Below are 17,145 nucleotides of genomic sequence, written 5' to 3' on the forward strand. Positions count from 1 at the left end.
GTTCAGAGCTGAACTGAAACACAAGTAAAAAGTGTGCTTGTTCGCTCGAAACCATTAGGGTTTCGGTGGTCATAGCGTGAGGGAAACGCCCGGTTACATACCGAACCCGGAAGCTAAGCCTCACAGCGCCGATGGTACTGCAGGGGGGACCCTGTGGGAGAGTAGGACACCGCCGAACAATCTTTGGAGGACCCCTGGTCACCAGCGTTCAGCTGGGACCAGGGGTCCTTTTGTTTTTACAATGCTTGAGGTACCACAGACAGGAGTCACCATGTCCACCAACTCTCCCGGCGACCGTCCGGAGCGCGACCAGCGGCGACGGGACAGTGGTGACCGGGGTGACCGCGGCGGCTTCCGGCGGGACAACGACCGCCGGGACAACGAGCGCCGCACCAACGACCGCGGCACCAACGACCGTGGCACCAACGACCGTGGCGGTTACGGCCGGCGTGACGACCGTCGCGATGACCGTCGTGATGACCGTCGGGGCGATGACCGTCGTGGTGGCGGGTTCCGTCGTGAGGGCGATCGGGGTGCGCGGCCGGGGTTCCAGCGGGACGACCGGGACCGTGGCGAGCGCGGTGGCTTCCGCCGCGACGAGCGTCGCGACGACCAGCGCGGTGGTGGTTTCCGCCGGGACGACAGCCGGAGCGACCGCCCCTCCTACCGCCGCGACGACGACCGCGGCGGCTACCGCCGCGATGACCGCCGAGACGACCGCCGTGACGACCAGCGCGGTGCTTTCCGAGGCCGTGACGACCGCCGTGACGACCGTCGGGACGACCGCCGTGGCGACGACCGTGGCGGCTTCCGCCGCGACGACAGCCGGCGCGACGACCGCGGTGGCTTCCGCCGCGACGACCGCCGCGATGACGACCGTGGCGGCTTCCGCCGGGACGACCGGCGTGACGACCGCCGCGACGACCAGCGCGGTGGTTTCCGGGGCCGTGACGACCGTGGCGGCCGTGGGCCCGGCAGGGACGACCGCGGTGGCCGGCCGGGTGGTGGCTTCCGGGGGCGTGACGGCCGGGACGACCGTCGTGACGACCGCAGGGACGACCGCCGTGGCGGGAGCCGGTTCCGCGACGAGCGGGACCGGGACCGCGAGCCGATCAAGCGGCTGCCGATCCCGGAGGACGTCACCGGTGACGAGATCGACAGGGACGTCCGGCAGGAGCTGCAGAGCCTGCCCAAGACGCTCGCCGAGGACGTCGCCAAGAACCTGGTGATGGTCGCCCGGCTGATCGACGAGGACCCCGAGGGCGCCTACGCCTACTCCAAGGTCGCCCTCCGCCTGGCGTCCCGCGTGGCCGCCGTGCGCGAGGCCGCCGGATTCGCCGCGTACGCGAGCCAGAAGTACAGCGAGGCGCTCGCCGAGTTCCGGGCCGCCCGGCGGATGACCGGCGCCGTCGAGCTGTGGCCGGTGATGGCCGACTGCGAGCGCGGTCTCGGCCGGCCGGAGAAGGCGCTGGAGATGGCCGGCGCCCCCGAGGTCCACAAGCTGGACAAGGCCGGCCAGGTGGAGATGCGGCTCGTCGCCGCCGGTGCCCGGCGTGACATGGGCCAGCTGGACGCGGCCATCGTGACCCTGCAGAGCCCGGAGCTGGCGTCGAACTCGGTGCAGCCGTGGACCGCGCGCCTGCGCTACGCCTACGCCGACGCCCTGCTGGCCGCCGGCCGGGAGGGCGAGGCGCGGGAGTGGTTCGCGAAGGCCGTCGAGGCGGACCGGGACGGCAGCACGGACGCCTCCGACCGGCTCGCCGAGCTGGACGGCGTGGAGTTCGTCGACGCCCTCGCCGAGGACGCCTCCGACGAGCCCGAGTCCGACGAGCCCGAGGAAGCCGAAGCGGCCGGCTCCGCGGACGCCGCGCCGGAGGAGGACGACAAGCACTGATGCCGCCGGCCGACGCGGAAGGCGGCGGAAAGCGCGGCGGAACAGTCACCTGAAAGGGGGGCGGGCTCTCATCGGAGCCCGCCCCCCTTTCAGGTGATGCCCTCGGCTCAGACCTCCAGCGCGCGCAGCACCAGCCCCGACGCCGGCTTCGGCCCGAACGACGTCGACTTGCGGGGCATCGTCACGCCCTGCCGGGCCAGGTCGCGTACGACCTCCTCGCGGACCGGGTGCATCAGGACGGCCGTAGCGCCGTCGCGTTCCGCCTTCTCGACCGTCGCCGCCGTGTCGTGGATGTAGGCGATGTGCGCCGGGGAGTCCTCGGGGATGCGCCAGACGTGCTCCAGCAGCGTGGCGTGCAGGACCGTGGCGTCCAGCGAGCGCCAGGCGGCCGGGCGGTCCGCCGGGACGGTCCGGGCCAGCAGCCGGGGGTCCGGGCGGTCGAGCAGGTGGAAGGCGCCGTCGCCGGCCAGCAGGAAGGCGTTGCCCGCGCAGGACGCGTCCGCCAGGGCCGCCAGTGCGTCCGCCAGCGGCACGTCCAGCCGGCGCACCCGGAACAGACCCGTCACCGCCCGGAGCGCGTCCGCGACCGGCAGGCCGTGCAGCAGCCGGTGGATGGCGCGGACACGCAGCGGATAGCGGACGGTGTCGACCAGCAGGACGAGGCCGTAGTCCCAGGGGCTGGGGGAGGGATGTTCCGCGCGCAGCCGCCGGTAGGTGGCCCAGCGGTGGTGGCCGTCGGCGATCAGCGCCTGGCGGCCGGCCAGGTCCTTCTGGATCCCGGCCAGGTCGACGGGGTCGGTGACGGACCACAGCCGGTGCCGGAAGCCGTCCTCGGTGGTCGTGGCCAGCAGCGGCGGGCGGCCCGCCGTCCGCTCGACCACCTCGGCCGCCGTACCCGCGCCCGCCCCGTCCGTCGTGCCGTCGCCCCGGTACGTCAGCAGCAGCGGCTCCAGGTTCGCCCGGGTCGCGCGCATCAGCGCGGCGCGGTCGGCGACCACGGGCGGCATGACGTCCTCGTGCGGCAGTACCACGCCCTCCGCGGGCTCCGACACCCGCAGCGTGCCGATGATCCCGCGCTGGACCATGCCGTCGCCGTCGCGCTGCTCGTACACGTACAGGCCGGGGTCCGGGTCGGCGACGAGGATGCCCTCGGCCAGCCAGCGGCGCAGGGTGTCGGCGGCCTGCTCGGTGCGGGCGCTGGGGGTGCCGGCCTGGGGCAGGATCAGCCGGACGATGTTGTGCGGGTCGGCCGACTGGAGGTGGTGCAGGCCGTCGGGCCGTACGACGACGTCGTAGGGAGGGGAGGTGACGGAGGCGAGGCTGCCGACCCGGTCGGGGTCGTAACGCAGGCCACGGAACGGGGTGAGTTCCAGGCCGCGGCGCGTCGTTGCCTCCGAGTGACCTGCTGTCTTCATCCCGGCATCGTACGTGTGTCGGCGGCATGCGGGATGATCGGGGGAAAGGCGAGTCTACGAGGAGCGATACGGACATGAGCCAAGGCGTCAGGACCAGGCCGGAGGCCAGCGGGCAGCCCCTGAGCGAGGCGTACGACACGGCGCTGCTCGATCTGGACGGGGTGGTCTACGCGGGCGGCAGCGCGATCGCGCACGCGGTCGACGCGCTCGCGGCGGCCCGGTCGGGCGGCATGCGGCTGGCGTACGTCACCAACAACGCGCTGCGCACCCCGGACACGGTGGCCGGGCACCTGACGGAGCTGGGCATACCGACGGACGCGGACGACGTCATCACCTCCGCGCAGGCCGTCGCCCGGCTGATCGGCGAGCAGGTGCCCGCCGGGGCGCGGGTGCTGGTGATCGGCGGCGAGGGGCTGCGGGTGGCGCTGCGCGAGCGCGGCCTGGTCCCGGTGGAGTCGGCGGACGACGATCCGGCGGCGGTCGTACAGGGCTACGGCGGCCCCGACCTGCCCTGGGGCCGTTTCGCGGAGGCGTCGTACGCCATTCGGCGGGGGGTGCCGTGGTTCGCGTCCAACACCGACCTGACGATTCCGGGCGGGCGGGGCATCGCGCCGGGCAACGGCGCGGCGGTGGAGGTCGTACGGATCGCGACCGGCGCGGAACCGCAGGTCGCGGGCAAGCCGCTGCCCCCGATGCACCGGGAGACGATCATCCGGACCGGTGCCGATCGCCCGCTGGTGGTCGGGGACCGGCTGGACACCGACATCGAGGGCGCGTTCAACGGCGGGGTCGACTCGCTGCTGGTGCTGACCGGCGTGACCGACGGGGCGCAGCTGCTCGCCGCGCCGCCCCACCACCGGCCGACGTACGTGGACGCCGATCTGCGCGGGCTGCTCACCGGGCAGCCAGAGGTCACCGGGGACGGGGCCGGTTTCCGCTGCGGCGGCTGGACGGCGACGGCCGGTGACGGCCGGCTGGAGCTGACCGGTGACGGCGAGACGGCGGACGGGCTGCGGGCGCTGTGCGCGGCGGCCTGGACGGCGGCCGGGGACGGCTCCTGCACGCTGGACGGCGAGAAGGCGCTGACCCGGCTGGGGTGGTGACGGGCGGGAGGGGCGCACCGGCGGACGGGAAGGAACGCGCGCCGGGAGTGTGAAGGAACGCGCGCCGGGAGTGTGAAGGAGCGCGTACCGGGGAGTGAGAGGGAGCGCGAGCGCGTACCGGGGATCGAGAAGGAGTGCAGGGTAGGCTAACCTAACCTCGTGTTGGTCGACAGTCCCCCGGAACAGCGCGCGGAGACCGCGCCCGCGCCCCCAACCCGCCATGTGGCCAGGGCCCTTGGGCTCCTGCTCTCGGCCGTGCTCCTGCTGCTCGTCGCCTTGGCGAGCATCGCGATCGGGGCGAAAGGGCTGTCGCCGGCCCAGGTCTGGCACGGCCTGTTCCACGACACGGGCACCTACGGCGACGTGGTCGTGGACGAGCGGCTCGCGCGCACGGTGCTCGGCCTGCTGGTCGGCGCCGCGCTCGGGCTCTCCGGCGCGGTGCTCCAGGCGCTGACCCGCAATCCGCTGGCCGACCCCGGGCTGCTCGGCATCAACGCGGGTGCGTCCGCCGCCGTCGTCACGGCCATGACCTATCTCGGCGTCACCAGCCTGACCGGCTATGTGTGGTTCGCGTTCCTGGGCGCGGCGGCGGTCGGCGCGCTGGTCTGGTTCCTCGGCGGCAGCCGGGGCGCCACCCCGGTGCGGCTCGCGCTCGCTGGTACGGCGATCAGCGCGGCCCTGTACGGCTATCTCCAGGCCGTGATGATCACGGACGGCGCGGCGCTGGCCAAGATGCGCTTCTGGACGGTGGGTTCGCTGGTCTCGGCGACCGACTCCACCATCGTGCAGGTGCTGCCGTTCCTCGCGGTCGGCACGGTGCTGGCGCTCGTGCTGGCCCGGCCGCTGAACGCGGTGGAGATGGGCGACGACACCGCCCGCGCCCTCGGCGCCAACCTGGACCGCACCCGCGCGCTGGCCATGCTGTCCGCCGTGGTGCTGTGCGGTGCCGCGACCGCCGCCTGCGGCCCGATCATGTTCGTCGGCCTGATGGTGCCGCACGTCGTGCGCTCCTTCACCGGCCCCGACCTGCGCTGGATCCTGCCGTACGCCACGGTCCTGGCGCCCGTGCTGCTGCTCGGCGCCGATGTCCTCGGCCGGGTGGCGGCCCGTCCCGCCGAGGTCCAGGTCGGCATCGTCACCGCGATCATCGGCGGCCCGGTCTTCATCTTTCTCGTACGACGGCGGAGGACGGCCCAGCTGTGAAGACCCACTCCAGGAGCCGTGCCGTGCGCACCCCCGGCGGGCTCTCCGTGCGCCTGGACCCGCGGGCCCTGACCGTCGTCGTCCTGCTGCTGGTGGCCGCCTGCGCCGCCGGCGTCGCCCTGATCGGGACCGGCGACGCCAGGATCCCGGCGGCCGACGTGCTGCGGACGCTCGCCGGGAACGGCACCGCCTACCAGGACTTCATCGTCAACGAACTGCGGCTGCCCAGGGTCCTCGTCGGCCTGCTGGTCGGCGCCTCCCTCGGCCTCGGTGGCGCCCTGTTCCAGTCCATCTCCCGCAACCCGCTGGGCAGCCCGGACGTGCTCGGCCTGTCGCAGGGTTCCACGGCCGGCGCGCTGATCGTGATCGTGCTGCTGTCCGGCAGCGCCTCCCAGGTGACCCTCGGCGCGCTGGCCGGCGGCCTCGTGACCGGTCTCGCCATCTATCTGCTCGCCTGGAAGCAGGGCGTGCACGGCTACCGGATGGTGCTGGTCGGCATCGGCGTCAACGCGGTCATGACGGCCGTCAACGGCTATCTGCTCACCAAGGCCGACCTGGTCGACGCCGCCCGCGCGGTGGTGTGGATGACCGGCTCGCTCAACGGACGGGACTGGGAGCAGGTCTGGCCGCTGCTCGCGCTGTGCGCCGTCCTCGTGCCGCTGGTCCTCGCCAACGCCCGCGGCCTGCGCATGATGGAGATGGGCGACGACATCTCGAACGCGCTCGGCGTGCGCGTCCAGCGGGTGCGGCTGCTGCTGATGGTCAGCGCCGTGCTGCTCACCGCCGCCGCCACGGCCGCCGCCGGTCCCGTCAGCTTCGTCGCGCTGACCGCGCCGCAGCTCGCCCGCCGCCTGACCCGCTCGCCGGGACCCAACCTGGTGCCGTCCCTGTGCATGGGCGCGACCCTGCTGGTCGCCGCCGACTGGGCCGCCCAGCGCGCCTTCGGCGCCGACCAGCTGCCCGTCGGCGTGGTCACCGGCGTGCTCGGCGGCGCCTATCTGCTGTGGCTGCTGGTCACCGAGCGCCGGGCGGGCCGGATATGACCCCCGCCGGCGCGACGAACAACCCGAGGAGCACTGTGAACCGCCTGTCCGCCGAGAACGTCACCCTCGCCTACGACCAGCGTGTCATCGCCGAGCAGCTGTCGGTGGAGATCCCCGACCGGTCCTTCACGGTGATCGTCGGCCCGAACGCGTGCGGCAAGTCGACGCTGCTGCGGGCGCTGTCGCGGATGCTCAAGCCCAGCCGGGGCCGGGTGCTGCTGGACGGGCAGGCCATCCAGTCGATGCCCGCGAAGAAGGTCGCCCGCACCCTCGGCCTGCTGCCCCAGTCGGCCGTCGCCCCCGACGGCATCACGGTCGCCGACCTCGTCGGCCGGGGCCGCTACCCGCACCAGGGCCTGCTGCGCCAGTGGTCGGCCGAGGACGAGCGGGTCGTGCGGGAGTCGATGCGGCAGACCGGCGTCGCCGAACTGGCCGAGCGGTACGTGGACGAGCTGTCCGGCGGACAGCGGCAGCGGGTGTGGATCGCCATGGCGCTCGCCCAGCAGACCCCGCTGCTGCTCCTGGACGAGCCGACCACCTACCTGGACATCCAGCACCAGATCGACGTCCTCGACCTGTGCGCCGAACTCCACGAGGAGCAGGGCCGGACGCTGGTGGCCGTGCTGCACGACCTCAACCACGCCGCCCGCTACGCCACCCACCTCATCGCCCTGCGCGACGGAAAGGTGATCGCCGAGGGCGCGCCCGGCGACATCGTCACCGCCGAGCTGGTGGAAGCGGTGTTCGGACTGCGCTGCCAGGTGATCGACGACCCCGAGACCGGCACCCCGCTGGTCGTGCCCGCCGCCCGCAAGGCACGGCTCACAGCAGCTTCCTGAGCCGGAACAGATCCAGCAGGCCCGCCTCCAGCCGCACCCGGCCCGAGCCCCAGGCGGCCGCGAAGTCCAGCCCGCCGTCCACCAGGGCCACCAGGTCGTCCCCGGCCAGGGCGAGCCTGATCCGCGCCTTCTCCCGCGGCGGACCGGCAAAGGTGTCGTCCACCACGATCCGCCCGCCCGTCATCCGCCCGGCGAAGGTGACGTCCAGGTCGGTGATGTGGCAGCTCACCGAGCGGTCCAGCGCGGCGGCCGCGCGGACGTCGCCCTCGGCGCCCCGCATGTTGTCCGAAAGCTTCTCCAGTGCGGCGCGGCACTCCTCGATCGTGGCCATCGCCCCCGACGCTACCCCAGCGGTTCGAGGTAGCGTCGGGGCATGAGCGAGTCCGTGTCCGAGGCCGGGACGGAACCGGGGGCCGAGCCCGAACGCGCGCCCGAGCCCGCCGCCCCGGCCCCCCTGAACCTCCCGCGCACCCCCACCGGCGACGCCGGGGTCGACGCGTGCCTGGAGCGGCTGGCCGACGCCGGCCACCTCGCCACCGACGGACATGCCGAGGTGTACGAGGATGTACTTCGGGGGCTGCGCGACGCGCTCACCGCGCTCGACGCCCGCCCGGAACCTCCGGTGCCCCCGACGCCGTACCCCAGCAGACCGTAACCAGAGCAGGAGCTGAACCGAACGTGGCAGGAGTCGCACGCCGCCGTCTCGACGCGGAGCTGGTCCGCCGGAAGCTCGCCCGTTCGCGCGAGCACGCCAGCCAGCTGATCGCCGCCGGGCGGGTCTCCGTCGGCAAGACCGTGGCGACCAAGCCGGCCACCCAGGTGGAGACCGCCGCGGCCATCGTGGTCTCCGCCGACGACAGCGACCCCGACTACGTCTCCCGGGGCGGGCACAAGCTGGCCGGCGCGCTGGCGGCGTTCGGGCCGCGGGGACTCGTGGTCGAGGGCCGGCGCGCGCTGGACGCCGGCGCCTCCACCGGCGGCTTCACCGATGTCCTGCTGCGCGCGGGCGCCGCCCACGTCGTCGCCGTCGACGTCGGCTACGGCCAGCTCGCCTGGTCCCTCCAACAGGATGAACGCGTCACCGTCAAGGACCGTACGAACGTACGCGAGTTGACGCTCGAGGCGATCGATGGGGAACCGGTGGACCTGGTCGTGGGCGATCTGTCCTTCATTCCGCTCGGACTGGTGCTGCCCGCTCTCAAGCGGTGCGTGACGCCGGACGCCGACCTGGTGATGATGGTCAAGCCGCAGTTCGAGGTGGGCAAGGAACGGCTCGGCAGCGGCGGCGTCGTGCGCAGCCCCGAGCTGCGGGCGGAGGCCGTGCTGGGGGTGGCCGGGAAGGCGTGGGAGCTGGGCCTCGGGGTGCGGGCGGTCACCGCCAGCCCGCTGCCCGGGCCCTCCGGTAACGTCGAGTACTTTCTCTGGTTGCGGGCGGGGGCACCCCGGGTGGACCCGGCCGACGTCGACCGTGCAGTGGCGGAGGGGCCGCGTTGACACAGAACCGTGCGCGTACTGTTTTCCTGCTCGCCCACACCGGGCGGCCCGCGGCGATCCGCAGCGCGGAACTCGTCGTCAAGGGCCTGGTGCGGCACGGCATCGGGGTGCGGGTGCTGGAGGACGAGGCGCGCGACCTGCCGCTCCCCGACGACGTGCACCTCGTCAAGGAGGCGACCGCGCAGTGCCTGGACGGCTGCGAGCTGCTGATCGTGCTGGGCGGCGACGGCACGCTGCTGCGCGGGGCCGAATTCTCGCGGGCCTCCGGGGTGCCGATGCTCGGCGTCAACCTCGGGCGCGTCGGGTTCCTCGCGGAGGCCGAGCGGGACGACCTCGACCGGGTGGTGGACCGGGTGGTGGACCGGTCCTACGAGGTCGAGGAGCGGATGACCGTCGACGTCGTCGTGCACCGCAACGGCGACATCGTGCACACCGACTGGGCGCTGAACGAGGCCGCCGTGCAGAAGGCCGGCGCCGAGAAGCTGCTGGAGGTCGTGCTGGAGATCGACGGGCGGCCGGTGTCGGAGTTCGGCTGCGACGGAGTGATCCTCTCCACGCCCACCGGTTCCACGGCCTACGCCTTCTCCGCCGGCGGCCCGGTGGTCTGGCCGGAGGTGGAGGCGCTGCTGATGGTGCCGATCAGCGCGCACGCGCTGTTCGCCAAGCCGCTGGTCACCTCACCGGACTCGGTGCTCGCGGTGGAGGTGCTGCCGCACATCCCGCCGGGCGTGCTGTGGTGCGACGGCCGGCGCACGGTCGAGCTGCCGCCCGGCGCGCGGGTGGAGGTGCGGCGGGGCGCCGTGCCGGTGCGGCTGGCCCGGCTGCACCACTCGTCGTTCACCGACCGGCTCGTGGCGAAGTTCGCCCTGCCGACCACGGGATGGCGCGGGGCACCGCACCACTCCTCGGAGTGACACAGGCGGGCCGTGTGCGCTGCCCGCCCCGGACCTCGTATGGTCTGTTCCGTGTTGGAGGAGATGCGGATACGGTCGCTCGGGGTCATCGACGATGCCGTCGTCGAGCTGTCACCGGGGTTCACCGCCGTCACCGGTGAGACGGGTGCGGGCAAGACCATGGTGGTCACCAGCCTCGGGCTGCTGCTCGGCGGCCGGGCCGACCCGGCGCTCGTGCGGATCGGGGCGGAGAAGGCGGTCGTGGAGGGCCGGGTCGCCGTGCCCTCCGGTGCCGCGGCCGCCGTACGCGCCGAGGAGGCCGGGGCCGAGCTGGACGACGGTGCCCTGCTGATCAGCCGTACCGTCTCCGCCGAGGGCCGCTCCCGGGCGCATCTGGGCGGGCGCAGCGTGCCCGTCGGGCTGCTCGCCGAGCTGGCCGACGACCTGGTGGCCGTGCACGGACAGACCGACCAGCAGGGACTGCTGAAGCTGTCCCGGCAGCGGCAGGCGCTCGACCGGTACGCGGGCGACGCCGTCGCCGTGCCGCTCGCCGAGTACACCGGGGCCTACCAGCGGCTGCGGGCCGTCTCCGCCGAGCTGGAGGAGATCACCACCCGCGCGCGGGAACGGGCGCAGGAGGCCGACCTGCTGCGCTTCGGGCTCGACGAGATCGCCGCGGTGGAGCCCCGGCCCGGCGAGGACGCGGAGCTGGCGGAGGAGGCCGGGCGGCTCGGGCACGCCGAGGCGCTGTCGTCCGCCGCGGCGGCCGCGCACGCCGCTCTCGCGGGCAATCCGGAGGACCCCGAGGGCATCGACGCCTCGACCCTCGTCGCGGGCGCGCACCGCGCCCTGGAGGCCGTACGGTCGCACGACCCGGCGCTGGCCGGGCTCGCCGACCGGATCGGGGAGATCGGCATCCTGCTCGCCGACGTGGCCGGTGAGCTGGCCGGATACGCCGACGATCTCGACGCCGACCCGCTGCGGCTGGCCGCCGTGGAGGAGCGCCGGGCCGCGCTGACCGCGCTGACCCGCAAGTACGGCGAGGACATCGACGCGGTGCTGGCCTGGGCCGAGCGCAGCGCCGCCCGGCTCACCGAGCTGGACGGCGACGACGGGCGGATCGTGGAGCTGACCGCCGAGCGGGACGCGCTCCGCACCGAGCTGGGCGCGCTCGCGCAGCGGCTGACGGACGCGCGGACCGAGGCCGCCGAGCGGTTCGCGGCGGCGGTCACCGCCGAGCTGGCCTCGCTGGCGATGCCGCACGCGCGGGTGTCCTTCGACATCCGGCAGACCGACGACCCCGAGGGCGTCGAGGTCGGCGGGCGGACGGTCGCCTACGGCCCGTCGGGCGCGGACGAGGTCGAGCTGCTGCTCGCCCCGCACCCGGGCGCCCCGCCCCGGCCCATCGCCAAGGGCGCCTCCGGCGGTGAGCTGTCCCGGGTGATGCTCGCGGTGGAGGTGGTCTTCGCGGGCACCGACCCGGTCCCCACGTACCTGTTCGACGAGGTCGACGCCGGGGTCGGCGGCAAGGCCGCGGTCGAGATCGGCCGGCGCCTGGCGAAGCTCGCCCGCACCGCGCAGGTCGTGGTGGTCACCCACCTGCCCCAGGTCGCCGCGTTCGCCGACCGCCAGCTGCTGGTGGAGAAGACCGACGACGGCTCCGTCACCCGCTCCGGCGTGAAGGTCCTGGAAGGCGAGGACCGCATCCGCGAACTGTCCCGCATGCTGGCCGGCCAGGAGGACTCCGAGACGGCCCGCGCCCACGCGGAGGAACTCCTGGCGACGGCCAGGGCGGAGGTGTAGCGGAGGGGGCCGGGACGTTTCCCGGGGTGCGGCCCGGTCCGCGCCGTTTCCCTAGGGTGGGCGGCATGATCGACAAGCGAACGTGCCGCCCCCTCCTCCTCGCCGCCGCGCTCGCCCGGACCGGCCAGGCCCTGCTGCGCGCCGCCCCGCCCGGCGGACGCGCGCGCTGGGAGCGGACCAACCACGCCGGGCGGGCCGTCGGCCTGTACGCCGGGCCCGCCGTGGCGGTGGGGGCCGCGGTCGCGGCCGCCCGGGTGCGGCCCGCGGCCGGCGCCGCGGTGCTGGCCGCCGCCGTGTGCGGGGCCTACGACGATGTCGCCGGGGACCACCGGCGCGGGTTCCGGGCGCATCTGCGGGCGCTGCGGGACGGGGAGGTCACCAGCGGGGCCGTGAAGTTGTTCGGGATCTCGGCGGCGGGGCTGGCGGCGGGCGCCGTGCTGAAGGAGCGGCCGGTGGACAGGCTGCTCGCCGGGGCCGTCATCGCCGGGAGCGCCCATGTCGTGAACCTCCTCGACGTACGGCCGGGACGGGCCGCCGGTGCCGTGCTCGCGCTCGGGGCGCCCGGGCTGCTGCGGCAGGGACCCGGGGCGCGGCTGGCGGCCGGGGCGATGGGGGCCGCCGCGGCCGTGCTGCCGGACGACGCGGGGGAGCGGGTGATGCTCGGGGACACGGGGGCGCACGCGCTCGGCGCCGCGCTCGGGGCGGCCGTGGTGGCGGGAAACGGGCGCGCGGGACTGCTCGCGCACGCCGTAGCGCTGGTCGCCGCCGCCCGCCACGGGGACCGGATCAGTGCCTGGGTGCGCGGCTGACCTCGTCGTATGTCCGCGCACCCGACCCGTCCAGACCGGCCCCTTCCTCACCCGTGTGAGTGATGTGCTCCGGCGCATTGCCCCAGCCCGCCGCGTGATGCGCCCTCCCGTGCGTTCCCTGAACGGCCGTGTGCCCTGGCATGCTTGGCAGGGAACGCGGAGCGGGCAGCGGGTCCGGACGGTCCGCGCGGGAGGCGCGCGGGGTGCGTCCTTCCGCCCCCCTGAGCCCCCAACCTTCTGTACGTTTTCCCGTGACCGCCCCACGCGCCCTCTCGTGACCGCCCCACGAACCAGGAGCCCCGGCCCGTGAGCCCGCTGAGCAGCAACGCACCGCACGGCCGGCCGCCGCTGCGCACCGTGCAGGTGCTCGGCGGAGGCAACGCCGCCAGCAGCGCGCACGTGCGCTCCCTGGCCGAGGGACTGGTCGCGCGGGGCGTACGGGTCACCGTGTGCGCCCCCGTCGAGACCGACCGGGCCTACGACTTCACCGGCACCGGCGCCGACCACGTCCACGTGCCCCGCAGCAGCGACCCCGTCTCCGTCGCCGCCCTCCGCACCGCCTGCGCCGGCGCCGATCTGGTGCACGCCCACGGACTGCACGCCTCCTTCCGGTCCGTGCTCGCGCTCGGCGGCCGCACCACCCCGCTGGTGGTCACCTGGCACGACCGCTCCCACGCGGAGGGCCCGCGCGCGCATCTGCTGCGGATGCTGGAGCGCCGGGTGATGCGCACCGCGGCCGTCGTCCTCGGCGCCAGCCCCGACCTGGTCGACCGGGCCCGCCGGACCGGCGCGCGCGACGCCCGGCTCGCCGCGGTCGCCCTGCCCGGCCGACGCCGGCCCGGCGGCCCCGACGAGGCCGCGGACCACGACGACCCCGACCGGCGGCGCCCCAAGGTCCGCGCCGAACTCGGCGCCATCGACCGCCCGTTGCTGATCGCGGTCGGCTCCCTGGAACGCCACCGCGGCTTCGGCGTCCTGCTCGACGCGGCCCGGCTGTGGCGGGAGTCGGACCCGGTGCCGCTGGTGGTGATCGCGGGGGAGGGGCCGCTGCGGCCGGTGCTCCAGCGGCGGATCGAGGACGAGGAACTGCCGGTGCGCCTCGTCGGCCGCCGCGACGACGTCCCCGACCTGCTCGCCGCCGCCGACGTGGCCCTGCTGACCAGCCGCTGGGAATCGCGGTCCGTCCTCGCCCAGGAGGCGCTGCACGCGCGCGTGCCGCTCGTCGCCACCCGGGTCGGCGGCGTCCCCGACCTCGTCGGCGACGCGGCCGAACTCGTCCCCTACGGCGATCCGGTGGCCCTCGCCGGGACGGTCCTGCGGCTGCTCGCCGACCCCGGGCGGCGCGCCCGGCTGCGCGAGCGCGCCGCCCGGCAGGCCGCCGGCTGGCCGAGCGAGGACGAGACCGTCGCCCAGGTCCTCAGCGTCTACGACGAGCTGACCCGGCCCAGACCGCTGCCCTAGGGCCCGGCCGCCGCGGACGCCTACGGCACGTGCCGGCGCGCCCGCAGGGCCAGGCCGAGCGCCAGGACCGCCTGCGGGTCGTCCAGGTCGGTGCCCAGCAACTCACCTATGCGGGCCAGGCGGTTGTACAGCGTCTGGCGGTTGAGATGCAGCTCCCGGGCCGTCTCCGCCTTGCGGCCCGCGTGCGCGAGATAGGTCTCCAGCGTCGGCAGCAGCGGCGGCCGGGAGCGGCGGTCGTGCTCGCGCAGCGGGCCGATCGCCCGGTCCACGAAGGCCGCCAGGTCCGGGTGGTCGCGCAGCCGCCACAACAGCAGGTCGATGTCCAGGCGCCGGGCGTCGTACCAGGGCCGGTCGGTCAGTCCCTGCGCGGCCGTCGCCGTCTCCGCCGCGTGCCGCAGCCCCGCCGAGGCCGCCGTCCAGCCGCCGGCCGCTCCGACCACCACCACCGGCGGCGGCGAGCCCGGCCGCCGCATCCCGGCCCGCTCCACGCCGGCCCGCAGCGCCGCCGCGACCCGGTCCGCGACCGCCGTCCGCTCCGCCTCCGCGCGCAGCCCGGTCAGCACCAGGACCCGGCCCTCCACCGGCCGCACCCCCAGCAGCACCGGCACCCCTACCGCGGCCAGCTCCTCGGAGACCGCCCGGGCCGGCACCGCCCAGCCGCCACCGGGCGAGAGGGTGTCCCCGATCCGCATCACCACCGGCAGCAGCGGGCCGTCGCACGGCTTGAAGCCGAGCACCCGGGCCTGCGCCGGGGCGTCCTCCGCCGCGATCCGGCCCTCGGCGAGATCGGTGAGGAAGTCCCCGCGGCCGCGCGCCGCCAGCTCCTCCTCCTGCCGGGCCTGCATCAGCACCACGGCCAGGATGCCCGCGGCCCGCTCCGCGGCGATCCGGTGCACCGGGGCCGGCGTCGCCCGGACCGGCGGCAGCACCAGCCGGGCCCGCACCGGGCCCGCCGGGCCCGGGCCGCCGCCCGGCACGTCCACCAGCACCGTGCCGGCCGGCGGCGGGGCCTCCTTGTGCGGGCCGCGCAGTCCCTCCCACACCTGGAGCGGTTCGGTGCCCTCCGGCCCGGCACCGGCGGCGTACAGCAGCCGGCCGTCCGCCGTCTCCAGGAACACCGGATTGCCGCTGAAGTCGGCCAGGATGCCCAGCACCTGCGGTATCCCGCCGCCGCCGAGCAGGGCCTCGGTGCAGCGCCGGTGCACCTCCTCGGCACGCTGGAGCAGCGCGTAGTGGCCGTTGACGATCTCGGTGTGGATCTCCTCGGTCACCGCCACGAACGGCACCTCGCGGTGCAGCTGGACCAGCGGCAGACCGGCCGCCCGGGCCGTGTCCACCAGCGCCGCCGGCAGCCGGCCGAAGCGCGGGCCCAGCTCCACCACCAGCGCGGCGATCCCCCGCTCGGCCAGGGTCCGCACGAACGCCCGCTGCTCGGCCGGCCGTGTGCCGAAGCCGTAGCCCGTGGTGAGCAGCAGCTCGCCGCCCTTGAGCAGCGACGCGATGTTCGGCACCTCGCCGGCGTGCACCCAGCGCACGGTGCGGCCGAGCCGGTCGGCGCCCGCCAGGACCTCCGGCAGGCCGCTGCGCAGTCCGGGCAGCTCCAGCGCCCGCCGCACGGTGATGCCGGCGCCCTGGGTGTCGAATCGGTGGTCCGTACGGCTGTCCATGCAGCGGACGCTACCCGCGCGCACGTCGCGGTGACATCCCCGGCCGATCACGGCGGCGGTCACCGGGCCCGCGCGAGCGGCACCGCGCGATCCCCGTCAAGCCGGCCCGGGTTCCGCACTCCGACCGCCGGGCCTCACACGGGCCGGACGTTGTGGTGGAAGCGGAAGACGTCGTCGGGGTCGTACCGCCGCTTCACCTTCTCCAGCCGCAGCATGTTCCCGGCGCCCAGCCCCGCCCGGACCCGCTCGGGGCCCTCCTCGCCGACGAGGTCCAGGCACACGGCCCCGGTGCGCCACGGCCGTACGGCGGCGCGGACGTCCCGCACCCAGCCGAGCGCCCGCGCGTCGTCTGCCGGGTCCGCCCAGGCCGCGCACGGATGCGCGATCCACGGGGCGTCCCGGGAGGCCACCGGGAAGGAGCGCGGACCGGCGGCGACCGCCCCGCCCTGCGGAAACAGCAGCTGCCGGGACCGGGACGGCACCGGCATGCCCTCCGCCCCGGCGCAGAAGGCGTCCACCGCCTCCTCCGACAGCCCGGAAAGACACTCCGCCGACCAGTGCAGGCGCAGCCCCGCCGGAAGGTCGAGCAGGCGCTGCGCCTGCGTGTACGGCACCTCGCCGGTCCGCTCCCGGGTGTGCGGCAGTGCGCGCAACGGCCCGGCGAGGGCGCGCAGCCCGTCCGCGTCGCCGGCGTAGGTCAGCACGGCCGCGCACAGCGGGCCGTCCTCCGGATGCGGCGACGAGTACAGCACCGCGCCGCTCAGCTCGTCCGGCCCGGTGCGGAGGATCTCCCGGAAGGCGCGGACCACCTCCGGTGCGAGGCCGGGCGGATACAGCAGCCGGGCGAGGGAAAAGCGCGGCAGCCCGCGCAGCCGCAGGGTGAGCGCGGTGGCGATGCCGAAGTTGCCGCCTGCGCCGTGCAGCGCCCAGAACAGCTCGGGACGCTCGTCGGCGCTCGCGCGCACCCGCTCGGCCCCGGCGGTCACCAGCTCCACGGCGAGGAGATGGTCGACGGCCGGACCGAAGGCGCGGTCCAGCCAGCCGGTGCCGCCGCCGAGCACGAAACCGGCCACGCCGGTCGCGCGGGCCCGTGCGCCGGGGGTCGCCAGGCCGTACGGCAGAGCCGCCCGGTCCAGGTCGCCCGTCGTGGCGCCGCCCTCGACCCGGACCACCGCGGCCACCGGGTCGACGGCCACCCGGCGCATCCGGCGCAGGTCCACCATCAGCGCGCCGTCGCCGGAGGCCGTACCGGCGAGGCCCCGGCCGCCGCCGCGCACCGCGATCCGCAGGTCGAGGTCCCGGCCGAAGCGGACGGCCCGCACCACGTCGGCCGCGTCCGCGCACCGGGCGATGACGGCCGGCCGCCGCTCGGCCCGTGCGCCGGACACCGCGCGGGCCGCGTCGTACCCGGGGTCCCACGGGGCGAACACCTCGCCGGCCAGATCCTCACGGAGGGCGGCGAGAGCCGAGTGCGCCTTGGAACGGAAAGCCATGACCGCCCTCTTTCCGGGAGAGGGGGTG

At 75.3% G+C, this 17,145-nt stretch carries 15 protein-coding genes, 1 rRNA gene and 1 pseudogene; 13 read left to right on the top strand and 4 right to left on the bottom strand.

The features are described 5' to 3' along the window. Positions 1-61: 61 nt before the first annotated feature. The 3 genes and pseudogenes from rrf (at position 62) to SCK26_RS28980 (ending at position 1,894) form a co-directional block, all read left to right on the top strand. A 5S ribosomal RNA gene (rrf, locus tag SCK26_RS28975) occupies positions 62-178 on the top strand. Positions 179-271: 93 nt separating this feature from the next. After that, a pseudogene (locus SCK26_RS38035) lies at positions 272-1,105 on the top strand (tetratricopeptide repeat protein); the annotation flags it as partial. Between the two features lie 15 nt (positions 1,106-1,120). Then, positions 1,121-1,894, top strand: coding sequence for a tetratricopeptide repeat protein (locus SCK26_RS28980; protein ID WP_318206119.1), 774 nt, complete (start codon positions 1,121-1,123; stop codon positions 1,892-1,894). A gap of 107 nt (positions 1,895-2,001) precedes the next feature. On the opposite strand, the gene SCK26_RS28985 is transcribed toward SCK26_RS28980, so the two are convergent. Next, entirely contained in the window at positions 2,002-3,309 is a 1,308-nt protein-coding gene (locus SCK26_RS28985; protein WP_318204280.1) for a DUF1015 domain-containing protein, read from the bottom strand. Positions 3,310-3,383: 74 nt separating this feature from the next. Between SCK26_RS28985 and SCK26_RS28990 the strand changes: the two genes are divergently transcribed. The 4 genes from SCK26_RS28990 to SCK26_RS29005 all read left to right on the top strand — a co-directional run bounded on the left by SCK26_RS28990 (position 3,384) and on the right by SCK26_RS29005 (position 7,497). Further along, positions 3,384-4,412 (top strand): HAD hydrolase-like protein, encoded by a 1,029-nt coding sequence (locus tag SCK26_RS28990; protein WP_318204281.1) that lies wholly within the window; start codon positions 3,384-3,386, stop codon positions 4,410-4,412. 159 nt (positions 4,413-4,571) lie between these two features. After that, a complete protein-coding gene (locus tag SCK26_RS28995; protein ID WP_318204282.1) occupies positions 4,572-5,615 on the top strand; it encodes a FecCD family ABC transporter permease in 1,044 nt (347 codons plus the stop codon). Next, the gene (locus SCK26_RS29000; RefSeq protein ID WP_318204283.1) at positions 5,612-6,658 is read left to right on the top strand and encodes a FecCD family ABC transporter permease; all 1,047 of its coding nucleotides are present in this window, start codon (positions 5,612-5,614) and stop codon (positions 6,656-6,658) included. Before SCK26_RS28995 ends, SCK26_RS29000 begins: the two co-directional genes overlap by 4 nt. Beyond that, positions 6,655-7,497, top strand: a complete 843-nt coding sequence (locus tag SCK26_RS29005) for an ABC transporter ATP-binding protein (protein WP_318204284.1) — start codon at positions 6,655-6,657, stop codon at positions 7,495-7,497. The genes SCK26_RS29000 and SCK26_RS29005 overlap by 4 nt, the downstream gene beginning before the upstream one ends. On the opposite strand, the gene SCK26_RS29010 is transcribed toward SCK26_RS29005, so the two are convergent. Then, the gene (locus tag SCK26_RS29010) at positions 7,481-7,828 is read right to left on the bottom strand and encodes a sterol-binding protein (protein WP_318204285.1); all 348 of its coding nucleotides are present in this window, start codon (positions 7,826-7,828) and stop codon (positions 7,481-7,483) included. The genes SCK26_RS29005 and SCK26_RS29010 overlap by 17 nt on opposite strands. Positions 7,829-7,870: 42 nt before the next feature. Here SCK26_RS29010 and SCK26_RS29015 point away from each other — a divergent pair, with 42 nt between their 5' ends. From SCK26_RS29015 to SCK26_RS29040, 6 genes are all read left to right on the top strand, one after another. After that, positions 7,871-8,152, top strand: a complete 282-nt coding sequence (locus SCK26_RS29015; RefSeq protein ID WP_318204286.1) for a hypothetical protein — start codon at positions 7,871-7,873, stop codon at positions 8,150-8,152. Positions 8,153-8,175: 23 nt separating this feature from the next. Next, positions 8,176-8,991, top strand: coding sequence for a TlyA family RNA methyltransferase (locus SCK26_RS29020; protein WP_318204287.1), 816 nt, complete (start codon positions 8,176-8,178; stop codon positions 8,989-8,991). Continuing rightward, positions 8,988-9,905, top strand: a complete 918-nt coding sequence (locus tag SCK26_RS29025; RefSeq protein ID WP_318204288.1) for an NAD kinase — start codon at positions 8,988-8,990, stop codon at positions 9,903-9,905. Before SCK26_RS29020 ends, SCK26_RS29025 begins: the two co-directional genes overlap by 4 nt. A 39-nt stretch (positions 9,906-9,944) precedes the next feature. After that, a complete protein-coding gene (gene recN, locus SCK26_RS29030; protein WP_318204289.1) occupies positions 9,945-11,687 on the top strand; it encodes a DNA repair protein RecN in 1,743 nt (580 codons plus the stop codon). A 65-nt stretch (positions 11,688-11,752) separates the two neighbouring features. Then, entirely contained in the window at positions 11,753-12,496 is a 744-nt protein-coding gene (locus SCK26_RS29035) for a hypothetical protein (protein WP_318204290.1), read from the top strand. 306 nt (positions 12,497-12,802) lie between these two features. Next, positions 12,803-13,957: a glycosyltransferase family 4 protein gene (locus tag SCK26_RS29040; protein WP_318204291.1), complete on the top strand. Its 1,155-nt coding sequence runs from the start codon at positions 12,803-12,805 to the stop codon at positions 13,955-13,957. A 20-nt stretch (positions 13,958-13,977) separates the two neighbouring features. Here SCK26_RS29040 and SCK26_RS29045 read toward each other — a convergent pair whose 3' ends face one another. Then, positions 13,978-15,624, bottom strand: coding sequence for a PucR family transcriptional regulator (locus SCK26_RS29045; protein ID WP_318204292.1), 1,647 nt, complete (start codon positions 15,622-15,624; stop codon positions 13,978-13,980). A gap of 134 nt (positions 15,625-15,758) precedes the next feature. Then, a complete protein-coding gene (locus SCK26_RS29050) occupies positions 15,759-17,117 on the bottom strand; it encodes an FAD-binding oxidoreductase (protein WP_318204293.1) in 1,359 nt (452 codons plus the stop codon). Positions 17,118-17,145 lie beyond the last annotated feature (28 nt).

This window comes from Streptomyces sp. SCL15-4, from assembly GCF_033366695.1.
Lineage (GTDB): Bacteria > Actinomycetota > Actinomycetes > Streptomycetales > Streptomycetaceae > Streptomyces.